Origin of the sequence: uncultured Nevskia sp. (genome assembly GCF_903885465.1) — a bacterium.
Classification (GTDB): domain Bacteria; phylum Pseudomonadota; class Gammaproteobacteria; order Nevskiales; family Nevskiaceae; genus Nevskia.
The window spans coordinates 1-11,271 of the sequence record NZ_CAISIQ010000060.1 but is presented as its reverse complement, the minus strand read 5'-3'; the positions used below and the strand labels follow the sequence as shown (position 1 = coordinate 11,271).

9 protein-coding genes and 1 pseudogene are annotated in these 11,271 nt (G+C 66.8%); 9 read left to right on the top strand and 1 reads right to left on the bottom strand.

From position 1 onward, the window contains the following. Positions 1-40: 40 nt before the first annotated feature. Entirely contained in the window at positions 41-964 is a 924-nt protein-coding gene (locus QZY06_RS02085; protein WP_295679547.1) for a DUF808 domain-containing protein, read from the bottom strand. Positions 965-1,097: 133 nt separating this feature from the next. Here QZY06_RS02085 and bluB point away from each other — a divergent pair, with 133 nt between their 5' ends. The 9 genes and pseudogenes from bluB to QZY06_RS02035 all read left to right on the top strand — a co-directional run. Continuing rightward, positions 1,098-1,748, top strand: a complete 651-nt coding sequence (gene bluB / locus QZY06_RS02080) for a 5,6-dimethylbenzimidazole synthase (RefSeq protein ID WP_295679544.1) — start codon at positions 1,098-1,100, stop codon at positions 1,746-1,748. Next, positions 1,745-2,539 (top strand): cobalamin-binding protein, encoded by a 795-nt coding sequence (locus QZY06_RS02075; RefSeq protein ID WP_367275539.1) that lies wholly within the window; start codon positions 1,745-1,747, stop codon positions 2,537-2,539. Before bluB ends, QZY06_RS02075 begins: the two co-directional genes overlap by 4 nt. Positions 2,540-2,765: 226 nt before the next feature. Beyond that, a pseudogene (locus QZY06_RS02065) lies at positions 2,766-4,234 on the top strand (cobyric acid synthase). Further along, positions 4,222-4,743 carry a bifunctional adenosylcobinamide kinase/adenosylcobinamide-phosphate guanylyltransferase gene (gene cobU / locus QZY06_RS02060; protein ID WP_295679534.1) on the top strand — a complete coding sequence of 174 codons (522 nt, stop codon included), beginning with the start codon at positions 4,222-4,224 and terminating at the stop codon, positions 4,741-4,743. Before QZY06_RS02065 ends, cobU begins: the two are co-directional and overlap by 13 nt. Further along, positions 4,740-5,786 (top strand): nicotinate-nucleotide--dimethylbenzimidazole phosphoribosyltransferase, encoded by a 1,047-nt coding sequence (cobT, locus tag QZY06_RS02055; RefSeq protein WP_295679531.1) that lies wholly within the window; start codon positions 4,740-4,742, stop codon positions 5,784-5,786. Before cobU ends, cobT begins: the two co-directional genes overlap by 4 nt. Further along, the gene (locus tag QZY06_RS02050; protein ID WP_295679529.1) at positions 5,780-6,355 is read left to right on the top strand and encodes a histidine phosphatase family protein; all 576 of its coding nucleotides are present in this window, start codon (positions 5,780-5,782) and stop codon (positions 6,353-6,355) included. The genes cobT and QZY06_RS02050 overlap by 7 nt, the downstream gene beginning before the upstream one ends. Next, complete coding sequence (cobS, locus tag QZY06_RS02045; RefSeq protein ID WP_295679526.1) at positions 6,343-7,056, top strand: adenosylcobinamide-GDP ribazoletransferase; 714 nt, start codon at positions 6,343-6,345, stop codon at positions 7,054-7,056. Before QZY06_RS02050 ends, cobS begins: the two co-directional genes overlap by 13 nt. A gap of 216 nt (positions 7,057-7,272) precedes the next feature. Further along, entirely contained in the window at positions 7,273-8,490 is a 1,218-nt protein-coding gene (locus QZY06_RS02040; protein ID WP_295679524.1) for an MdtA/MuxA family multidrug efflux RND transporter periplasmic adaptor subunit, read from the top strand. Between the two features lie 85 nt (positions 8,491-8,575). Further along, on the top strand, positions 8,576-11,271 hold a 2,696-nt coding region (locus tag QZY06_RS02035; RefSeq protein WP_367275538.1), incomplete at its 3' end, for an efflux RND transporter permease subunit.

The following is an 11,271-nucleotide window of genomic DNA, read 5'->3' as shown; positions in this document are numbered from 1 at the left end:
TCAGTAGGAGGGATTGAAGTTGCTGTGCTTACGGGCTGCTTCAGTGCGCGGACGCAGCTTTGTCGCGCCGGAACAGCTTGCTGCCAAGCAGGAACATGGCCAGCGCCAGCGCACCGGCGATGAGGCCGACGACGCCACCGATCGCCGCATTGGCGATCGAGGCGATCACGCCATTGCTGCCTTCGAGCAGATGATGGATCGCTTCGCCCGCAGCCGGCACGCCATGCACCAGGATGCCGCCGCCGACCATGAACATCGCCGCCGTGCCGACGATCGACAGCGTCTTCATCAGCTTCGGTGCCGCGGCCAGCAGCAGGCGGCCGAAGCCGCGCAGCGCGGCACTCGGCTTGCGGCTCAGATACAGGCCGGCGTCATCGAGCTTGACGATGCCGGCAACCAGGCCATAGACGCCAACGGTCATGATCACCGCGATACCGGCCAGCACCGCGAGCTGTTCGACCAGCGCTGCGGTGGCGACGGTGCCGAGGCTGATGACGATGATCTCTGCCGACAGCACGAAATCGGTCCGGATCGCGCCCTTGATCTTGTCGCGCTCGTAGGCGACGACATCGAGCTTGGGATCGCTGAGCAGTTTCATGCGCTCCTCCTGCTCGTGGCCATCGGCCGGATGCAGCAGCGGATGGGCCAGCTTCTCGACGCCTTCGAAGCACAGGTACAGGCCACCGAACATCAGCAGCGGCTGGATCAGCACCGGCGCCACGGCGCTGATGCCGAGTGCCGCCGGCACCAGGATCAGCTTGTTGACGAACGAGCCCTTGGCCACCGCCCAGACCACCGGCAGCTCGCGATCGGCGGCCACGCCGCTGACCTGCTGCGCGTTCAGCGCCAGATCGTCGCCGAGCACGCCGGCGGTCTTGGTCGCCGCCACCTTGGTCATCGTGGCGACGTCGTCGAGCATGGTCGCGATGTCGTCGATCAACAGAAACAGGCTAGATCCAGCCACGTCGGAATCCTTTGCGAAGAGGGTGCGGGCTTTGGCCGCTATGGGGCGAAGTATGCCTTGGCTTCAGGCCGTCCCGGAGTGTTGCAAACTGCGAGCCTGCGCCTCATCCCGAGGCCGCTGCGCCACCATTTCCGTGACCGAACCCGACTTCCTGGACGCCGAACGCGCGGCCGTCTACCGCGCCATCCACGAGCGGCGCGACATGCGCCATTTCGTCCGCGAGCCGGTTGCCGCCGCGATCTTGCAGCGCCTGCTCGAAGCCGCCCACGCGGCACCCAGCGTCGGCCTCAGCCAGCCCTGGCGCTTCCTGCGGATCACCGATGAAGCGCTGCGCGAGGCGGTGTACGCGCAGGTTCAGCAGGAAGTGGCGCGCACGGCCGTCGCCCTTGGTTCGCGCCAGGACGAGTTCCTGAAACTGAAGGTGGAAGGCATTCGCGACTGCGCCGAACTGCTGATTGCCGCCGTCCACGACGCCGGGCCGGACACCGAAATCTTCGGCCGCCGGACCATGCCATCGATGATGTCGACAGCCTCGGTCGCCTGCGCGATCCAGAACCTGTGGCTGGCCGCGCGGGCCGAAGGTCTGGGCCTCGGCTGGGTATCGATGTTCGAGCCCGCCGAACTGGCCCAGCTGCTGCAACTGCCGGCTGATACCCAGCCGATCGCCGTGCTCTGCCTGGGCCCGGTCAAGGCCTTCTATCCGGCGCCGATGCTGCAGCAGGAACGCTGGCGCGAGCCGCGGCCGCTCGATGAGCTGCTGCACGAGAACCTATGGCCGCGCTGAGCATCGGCCCGCAGCGCATCGTCTGCCTGACCGAGGAAACCACCGAAACCCTGTACCGGATCGGCGAGCAGGAGCGCATCGTCGGCATCTCCGGTTTCACGGTGCGGCCGCCGCAGGCGCGCAAGGAGAAGCCGAAGGTTTCCGCGTTCACCAGCGCCAAGACCGGGCGCATTGCCGATCTGAAGCCGGACCTGGTGCTCGGCTTCTCGGACCTGCAGGCCGACATCGCCGCCGAACTGATCCGCGCCGGCATTCCGGTGCACGTGTTCAACCAGCGCAGCGTTGCCGAGATTCTCGAATTCATCCGCATGCTCGGCGCCATGGTCGGCGCCCAGGCACGCACCGCGCTGCTGCTCGATGAACTGCAACGCGGCATCGACGAAGTGAGCGCCTCCGCCGCCAAGCTGCCGCGCCGGCCCCGGGTCTATTTCGAGGAATGGGACGAGCCGCAGATATCGGCGATCCGCTGGGTCTCCGAACTGATCGGCATCGCCGGTGGCGACGACGTGTTCCCGGAACTGGCCGCGGAACCCGGCGGCAAGGCGCGGATCATCGCCGACCCCAACGAGATCATCCGCCGCCAGCCGGAGCTGATCATCGGCTCCTGGTGCGGCAAGAAATTCAGCGCCGAAAGAGTCGCCGCGCGTCCGGGTTGGGAGGCGATCCCGGCAGTGCGCAACGGCCAGCTGCACGAGATCAAATCCTGCGACATCCTGCAGCCCGGCCCGGCGGCACTGAGCGACGGGCTGCTGCAACTGCATGCCCTGATCGTGGCTGCGGCGCGCGCATGACGACCAGAGCCGGTGCGCTTCGTCTGCAGCGTGAAGGCGAGCAGATGCGTCGGAACGAAGCGCTGCATGTGCTTGCCGATGAGCCTCCTCACTTTCATTTGTCATTCCCGCGTAGGCGGGAATCCAGTTTCGACGTCTGCACTCCGCCGGAACCAACAGAACTGGATCCCCGCCTGCGCGGGGATGACGGAATTGCTGGCGGGGCTCTGCCATCAAAGCGCTTCGCATGAACCCGAACACCTTGATGGTGCAGGGCACGACCTCCGACGCCGGCAAGAGCACCCTGGTTGCCGGGCTGTGTCGTGTGCTGCTTCGGCGCGGCATCCTGGTCGCGCCGTTCAAGCCGCAGAACATGGCGCTGAACAGCGCGGTGACCGCCGACGGCGGCGAGATATCGGCCGCGCACAAGCGCTGCAGGCGCTGGCCGCCGGCGTGCTGCCGACCACCGACATGAACCCGGTGCTGCTCAAGCCGAACAGCGATACCGGCGCCCAGGTGATCATCCATGGCCGCGTCGTCGCCAACATGGAAGCGGGTGCGTATCACGACTACAAGAAGGTCGCCCATGCCGCGGTGCTGGCTTCGCATGCGCGGCTGAGCGCGGCTTACGACGCGATCATCGTCGAAGGTGCCGGCTCGCCGGCGGAAATCAATCTCAGAGACGGCGATATCGCCAACATGGGCTTCGCCGAAGCGGTGGACTGCCCGGTGATCCTGATCGCCGACATCGATCGCGGCGGCGTGTTCGCGCATCTGGTCGGCACCCTGGAACTGCTCAGTGAGACCGAGCAGGCGCGGGTCACCGGCTTCGTCATCAACCGCTTTCGCGGCGACATCAAGCTGCTGGAATCCGGCCTGCGCTGGCTCGAAGCGCGCACCGGCAAACCGGTGCTCGGTGTGCTGCCCTATCTGCACGGTCTGGCACTGGATGCCGAAGACGCGATTGCCGGCAACGCGCAAAGCCAGCCCGGTGCGGCGCTGACCGTGGTCGTGCCGGTGTTGCCGCGAATCAGCAACCACACCGATTTCGAGCCGCTGCGCGTGCTCGATCAGGTCAACCTGCATTTCGTCGGTCCCGGCGAGACGCCACCGCCGGCGGACCTGGTGATCCTGCCGGGCTCGAAGTCGGTCCGCGCCGATCTCGCCCATCTGCGCAAGCAAGGCTGGGAGGCTTATCTCGCCAGGCATCTGCGCTACGGCGGCAAGCTGATCGGCATCTGCGGCGGCTTCCAGATGCTGGGCACGCGCATCGACGATCCGCTCGGCCTCGAAGGCGCGAAAGGGGATAGCGCCGGTTTCGGCTGGCTCGATTTCGAGACCCGGCTGGCCGCGACCAAGCAATTGCGCAACGTCTCCGGAACCCTGCTGCTCGATGGCGGCGTGCCGATGGCCGGCTACGAAATTCATGCCGGCATCAGCAGCGGCCCGGCGCTGGCCTTGCCCAGCGCAATGCTCGATACCGGCAGCGACGGCGCGATCAGCAGCGACGGCCAGATCCTCGGCAGCTACGTGCACGGCCTGTTCGATCGCCCCGAAGCCTGCGCCGCGCTGCTGCGCTGGGCCGGGCTCGCGAAGCCCGTGGTCAGCGATCATGCGGCCCGACGTGAAGCGGCGATCGATCGCCTTGCCGACAGCATCGAACAGCACCTCGACCTGAATCTTTTATTGAAACCCCTGAAAGCATGCGCAGCCTGATCCTCGGCGGAGTCCGCTCCGGCAAGACCCGTCACGCCCAATCCCTCGCCGAGGCCAGCGGCCTGCTGGTCAGCTATGTCGCGACCGCGCAGGCCGGCGATGGCGAGATGGCCAGCCGCATCGCTCATCACCGCGCCAGCCGGCCGGCCCACTGGCAGTTGATCGAAGAGCCGCTGGCACTGGCTTCGACGCTGCACGCGGTCGCAGCACCGGGCCGCTGCATCCTGGTCGACTGCCTGACCCTGTGGCTGACCAATCTGCTGCTGTTCGAGGACGGTAGCCGTCTCGCGGCCGAGCGCGATGCGCTGCTGGCGACGCTGCCGACCTTGCCCGGCGAGATCATCCTGGTCAGCAATGAAACCGGCCTCGGCGTGGTGCCGCTCGGCGAGCTGACCCGGCGCTACTGCGACGAAGCTGGCTGGCTGCATCAGGCGCTGGCGGCTCAGTGCGAGCGGGTGGTGTTCACCGTCGCCGGCCTGCCGATGGTTCTGAAGGAAGTGACGCGATGAGCTGGTGGGCGCAGGCCGCGCAAACGCCGGACGCCGGCTTCGAGCAGGCCGCAAGGCAGCGGCAGACCCAGTTGACCAAACCAGCCGGATCGCTCGGGCAACTGGAAACCCTGGCGATACGGCTGGCGGCTCTGCAGCGCCGCGAACAGCCGCGTGCCGAGCGGATCGCGATCACCGTGTTCGCAGCCGATCACGGCATCGCGGCGCGCGGGGTGTCGGCGTTTCCGCAGGCAGTCACCCAGCAGATGATCGGTAACTTCGCTGGCGGTGGTGCCGCGATCAGCGTGCTGGCGCGAACGCTCGGCGCGAGTCTGGAAGTGGTCGATGTCGGCAGCATCAACACCGGCGCGGTGCCGGCCGGCGTCGTCGATGCTCGCGTCGCATCAGGCACTGCAGATTTCTCACGCGGGCCGGCGATGAGCGCGGCACAGCTCGAACAAGCCTTGATGGCCGGACATGCGGCCGTGGCGCGGGCAGGGGAGATCGACCTGTTCATCGCCGGCGACATGGGTATCGCCAACACCAGTGCGGCAACGGCGCTGGCCTGCGCGCTGCTTGGTGCGGCGCCGAACGAACTGGCCGGGCCGGGCACTGGGCTCGATGCCGCCGGGGTTCGGGCCAAGGCGCTGGTGATCGCCGAAGCGCTGGCGCTGCACGCAGCCCGCCTGGTTACGCCGGAAGCGGTGCTGGCCAGACTCGGCGGCTTCGAGATCGCAGCGATCGCCGGCAGCTATATCGCCTGTGCGCAGCGCGGCGTGCCGGCGCTGATCGACGGCTTCATCGCCAGCAGTGCCGCGCTGTGCGCCGTGCGCCTGAATCCCATCGTGCTTCCCTGGCTGATCTTCGCCCATCGTTCGGCCGAGCCCGGCCATGCGCGAATGCTGGCGGCGATGCAGGCCGAGCCGCTGCTCGATCTCGGCCTGCGCCTTGGCGAAGCCAGCGGCGCGGCGGTTGCCGTGCCGCTGCTGCGCCTGGCCTGCGCGCTGCACAACGAGATGGCGACGTTCGCCAGTGCTGGTGTCAGTGCGGGGTCCGCATGCTGAGCCTGACACTGCTGCGTCATGGCGCGGTCGACGAGCGCCCATTTGTTCTCTGGGGTCAGCTTGATCCGCCGGTCAGCATCGCCGGTGACGCGGCAATGCAGCGGGCAGTCATCGGTCAACGCTGGGCAGGCGTGATCAGCTCGCCGCTGCAGCGCTGTCGTGTCTTCGCGCAGGCCGTGCAGCCGGACTGCCAAGTGATCGACGATCTGCGCGAGATGCACTTCGGCGTCTGGCAGGGCCTGACGCCGGCCGAAGTGATGGCCAGCGATGGTGCGCGCTACGCCGCGTTCCAGGCCGATCCGGAAACGCTGGCGCCGCCGGAAGGCGAAGCACTGCCGGCCTTTCGTGCGCGCGTGTTTGCGGCACTGAAGAAATGGCGTGAAACAGGCCCGGACGGCGACTGGCTGTGCCTGACCCACGGCGGCGTGATTCGCGTGCTGCTTCAGGAATGGCTGCGGATCGACGATCACTGGCGCATCGCGGTGCCGCCAGCGACTTCGCTGAAGTTCCTGTTGCCGGAGGGTGGTGATCCGGTGTTGCTGGCACTGAGGCCGCCATGCGCGGACTGATCCTCGCCACCCAGTTCCTGACCCGCCTGCCGACGCCGCAGGTGCGGGATTTCGAGCCTGCCGATCTGACCCGTTGCGCGGTCTGGTTTCCGCTGGTCGGCCTGATCATCGGTGCGCTGCTGGCTGGTTTGGCGATGCTGGTCCGCGATCAGCATCCGGCGTTTGCCGCGCTGCTCGTGCTGGTGCTCTGGGTCTGGGTCACCGGCGGACTGCATCTCGATGGGCTGGCCGATCTTGCCGATGCGCTCGGGGCTTCGCATCGCGATCCGAAGCGCTTCTTCGAGGTGTTGAAGGACCCGCACCTCGGCAGCTTCGGCGTACTGGCGCTGGTGCTGATGCTGCTCGCCAAGCTGGTGCTGCTGACCCTGCCCGGAGCGGGCTTCGCCGCCCTGCTGCTGATCCCGGCCTGGGCGCGGCTGGCGCCACTGGTCTGGGTCTGGTGGCTGCCGCCGCTGCATGGCGGCATGGGCGATCGCTTCGCCTGGGATCGCCAGCCCTGGGCGGTGCTGCTGTGGACCTTGGCTCTGGCGGCTGCCAGCGCTTGCCTGAGTCCACGGCTGCTGATCGCGCCGGTCCTGATCGCCGGCTGGGGCCTGTTCCTGCAGCGCCGACTCGGCGGCCAGTGCGGCGATGCGCTCGGTGCTGGCATCGAACTGGTCGAAGTGGGCCTGCTGATTAGCCTCGTCGCGCAACTGATCTAGGCATCGTTACCGAACTTCACCCGTCCCCGGCTTGCGGGCGGGCGCTGCGCTGAAGCAAGGTAGTTCGATGGTTCGCGCGGGCTTTCGATGGATTTGGCGGTGCGCCGCGAACCATTGCGGCTGCAGCACGTCCAAGCGGCTGAGTCGCGCCCGGTGGGTGCGCGCCGCTGCCGGCAGTCATGGCAAGCCAACTTTCCGATGGAAGAGAAAAAACGCATGCGCAGAGTCATTGCCGTCGCGCTGGTGCTGGGCGCGATTGCCCTGCTGGCCGGGTATTTCGTGTTGCGCAAGCCGGCGACGTCCGGCGCAAACCATGAGGCTGCCGCTGGCGGCGCGGCCGAGCCCGGCGCGGGCAAGGGCGGTCGCCCCGGCGGCAATGGGCCGATACCGGTACTGCTGGCCGATGTCAGCCGTCGCGATGTGCCGATCTATCTCGATGGCCTCGGCACCGTGCAGGCGTTCAACACGGTGACGGTGCGGCCGCAGGTCAGCGGCCAGCTGGTCTCGGTGGCGTTCGAGGAAGGGCAGACGGTAAAAGCCGGCGAACTGCTGGCGCAGATCGATCCGCGCAACTTCGAGGCACAGCTGCAGCAGGCGCAGGCGCAGCAGGCGCAGAACCAGGCGCTGCTGAATACCGCCAAGCGCGATCTGCAGCGCTTCAGCGAACTGGTCGGCGATGGCTATGTGTCGAAGCAGCAGCTCGACACCCAGGCCCAGACCGTGGCCCAGACCGAAGCCACGGTGCGCGCCAACGAGGCCGCCGTGCAGAGCGCGCGCATCTCGCTCGGCTATGCGCGGATCACCGCGCCGATCTCCGGCATCACCGGCCTGCGGCTGGTCGATGTCGGCAATATCGTTGACGCCGGCACCACCACCGGCATCGTCGTGGTCACTCAGGTGATGCCGATCTCGGTGGTGTTCACCTTGCCCGAGCAGAGCCTGGCCGATATCCGCGCCGCCGGCGGAGCGGGCAAGTCCGGCGTCAAGGTGCTGGCCTTCGATCGTGACAATGCCAAGCAGATCGCCACCGGCGAGCTGACCGTGGTCGACAACCAGATCGACCAGACCACCGGCACCATCCGCATGAAGGCGACCTTCGCCAACCAGGACCGCGCGCTGTGGCCCGGCCAGTTCGTCAACATGCGGCTGCTGGTGCGTACCGAGAAGAACGGCCTGGTGATTCCGGCCAGCGCCGTGCAGCGCGGCCCGAACGGCGACTTCGTCTATGTCGAGAAGACCGACGACAAGGGCGCCCGCATCGCCGACAAGCGCGACGTCACCGTCGCCCGCAGCGAGAACGGCACGGCACTGATCGCCAAAGGCCTGAACGACGGCGATCGCATCGTCGTCGAAGGCCAGTACCGTTTGCAGCCGGGCTCGAAGATTCGTCTGGCCAGTGATCCGGCGCCGCCTGCGCAGCCGAAGGGCAAGTGAGCATGTTCGGCCGCGTCAAAAGCGGACGCGCGCAGTGAGCGTCTCCGAGCCCTTCATCTCGCGCCCGATCGCGACCACGCTGTTGATGATCGCGGTGCTGCTGCTGGGTGCGCTCGGCTATCGCGGCCTGCCGATCGCGGCACTGCCGGATGTCGATTTCCCGACCATCCAGGTCACCACGCAGTTGCCGGGCGCCAGCCCGCAGGTGATCGAATCGCTGGTGACTACGCCGCTGGAGCGGCAGTTCGGCACCATCGCCGGCATGTCGTCGATGAACTCGAACTCGGCGTTCGGCCTGTCGACGATCACCCTGCAGTTCGTGCTCGACCGCGATATCGACAACGCCGCGCAGGACGTGCAGGCGGCGATCAACGCGGCGCGCGGCACGCTTCCGAATGACCTGCCGTATCCGCCTGTCTACAACAAGGTCAACCCGGCCGTTGCGCCGATCCTGCAGCTGGCGATCAGCTCCGAAGTGCTGCCACAGAACCAGGTCGCCGATTTCGCCGATTCGGTGCTGGCGCAGAAGCTGTCGCAGGTCAGCGGTGTGGGTCTGGTGTCGATCCAGGGCAACCAGCGGCCGGCGGTGCGCATCCAGGCCAATCCGACCGCGCTGGCCGGATTGCAGCTCGGTCTCGAAGACATCCGCACCGCGCTGCAGCAGGCCAACGTCAACGCGCCGAAAGGCAGCTTCGATGGCCCCAAGCAAAGCTTCACCATCGGCTCCAACGACCAGATCATTTCGGCCGACGAATACAAGCCGGTGATCATCGCTTACCGCAATGGCGCGCCGGTGCGCTTGAGCGATATCGCGACCGTCATCGAAGGTGTGGAGAACGAACAGTTGGCTGCGTGGGTCGGCGCGCGCAGTGCGGTGCTGGTCGATGTCCGCCGCCAGCCCGGCGCCAACATCATCGAAACCGTGCAGCGCATCCAGGCGCTGCTGCCGCAGCTGACCGCGAACATTCCGGCGTCGATCCACCTCGAGGTGCTCGCCGATCGCACCGAAACCATCCGCGCTTCGGTGCACGACGTGCAGTTCACGATGATGCTCACCGTGGTGCTGGTGGTCATGGTGATCTTCGTATTCCTGCGCAAGCTATGGGCGACGGTGATCCCCAGCGTGGCGCTGCCGCTGTCGATCATCGGCACCTTCGGCGTCATGGCGCTGTGCGGCTTCTCGCTCGACAACCTGAGCCTCATGGCGCTGACCATCGCCACCGGTTTCGTCGTCGACGATGCGATCGTGATGATCGAGAACATCGTCCGCTACATCGAAGCCGGTGAAGACCCGGAAACCGCCGCACGCAAGGGTGCCAAGCAGATCGGCTTCACCGTGGTGTCGTTGACGGTATCGCTGATTGCCGTGTTCATCCCGCTGCTGTTCATGAGCGGTGTCATCGGCCGGCTGTTCCGCGAGTTCGCGCTGGTGCTGACCATCGCCGTGACCTTGTCGGCCTTCGTCTCGCTGACCTTGACGCCGATGATGTGCGCCAAGCTGCTCAAGGCCGAAGACCCGAACGCCAAGCACGGCAAGCTGTTCGAGTGGAGCGAGCGGCAGTTCGACAATCTGCTCGATGGCTATTCCCGGAGCCTGCGCTGGGTGATGGCGCGGCCGAAGCAGACCTTGCTGGTCTTCGGCCTCACTCTGGTCGCCACCGCCTGGCTGTTCATCAGCATTCCGAAAGGCCTGCTGCCGCAGCAGGACACCGGCGTCATCGTCGGCGTCGCCGAAGCCGAGGCAAGCATTTCGTTTCCGGCCATGCAGGCGCGCACTTTTGCGCTGAGCGAGGCGATTCGTGTCGATCCGGACGTGAAAAGCGTTGCCGCCTTCGTCGGTTCCGGCAGCATCAATCCGACCCTGAACACCGGCCGCCTGAACATCGTGCTGAAGCCGCGTGGCGAACGTAGTACGAGTGCTGATGGCGTCATCCGCCGGCTGAAGACGCTGGCCGCCAACGTCGAAGGCATAACCCTGTTCATGCAGCCGGTGCAGGATCTGCAGATCGACAGCCGCATCGCCCGCACCCAGTTTCAGCTGGTGCTGAAAAGCCTCGACGCCGCCGAACTGGCGGAGTGGACGCCGAAGTTCATCGACGCGCTGAAACGCCAGCCCGAGTTGACCGATGTCACCACCGATCAGCAGGTCGATGGCTTGTATCTGAAGCTCGACATCCAGCGCGATCGCGCCAGCCGCCTCGGCGTGCCGGTGCAGGCGATCGACGACACGCTGTATGACGCGTTCGGTCAGCGTCAGGTGACGACCATCTTCACCGCGATCAACCAGTACCGGGTGGTGCTTGAAGTGCCGCCGGAGTTCCGCAAGCGGCCTGACGCGCTCGATCAGCTCTACGTGAAATCGACCTCCGGCAGCCTGGTGCCGCTGTCTGCGGTGGCGACGGCGACGACGGTGCGCGGCCCGTTGGTGCTGAGCCATCTCGGCCAGCTGCCAGCGGCGACCTTGTCGTTCAATCTCGCGGCCGGGCAGTCGCTGAGCCATGCCTTGCCGGCGATCGATGCGGCAGCTGCGGAAATCGGCTTGCCGACCTCGGTGCAGCGCAGCTTCTCGGGCAGCGCCGCCGAGTTCCAGACCTCGCTGGCCAGCATGCCCTGGCTGATCCTGGCGGCCATTGTCGTGATCTACATCGTGCTCGGCGTGCTCTACGAGAGCTACATCCACCCGATCACCATCCTGTCGACCCTGCCGTCCGCCGGCGTCGGTGCGCTGCTGGCGTTGCTGCTGACCGGTCAGGATTTCTCGGTGGTGGCGCTGATCGGCGT

Excerpts from the sequence above, each read along its gene's own strand:
- QZY06_RS02050 (WP_295679529.1), top strand. The coding sequence starts at position 5,780 with ATGCTGAGCCTGACACTGCTGCGTCATGGCGCGGTCGACGAGCGCCCA.
- QZY06_RS02040 (WP_295679524.1), top strand. The coding sequence starts at position 7,273 with ATGCGCAGAGTCATTGCCGTCGCGCTGGTGCTGGGCGCGATTGCCCTG.
- cobU (WP_295679534.1), top strand. The coding sequence starts at position 4,222 with ATGCGCAGCCTGATCCTCGGCGGAGTCCGCTCCGGCAAGACCCGTCAC.
- cobT (WP_295679531.1), top strand. The coding sequence starts at position 4,740 with ATGAGCTGGTGGGCGCAGGCCGCGCAAACGCCGGACGCCGGCTTCGAG.
- cobS (WP_295679526.1), top strand. The coding sequence starts at position 6,343 with ATGCGCGGACTGATCCTCGCCACCCAGTTCCTGACCCGCCTGCCGACG.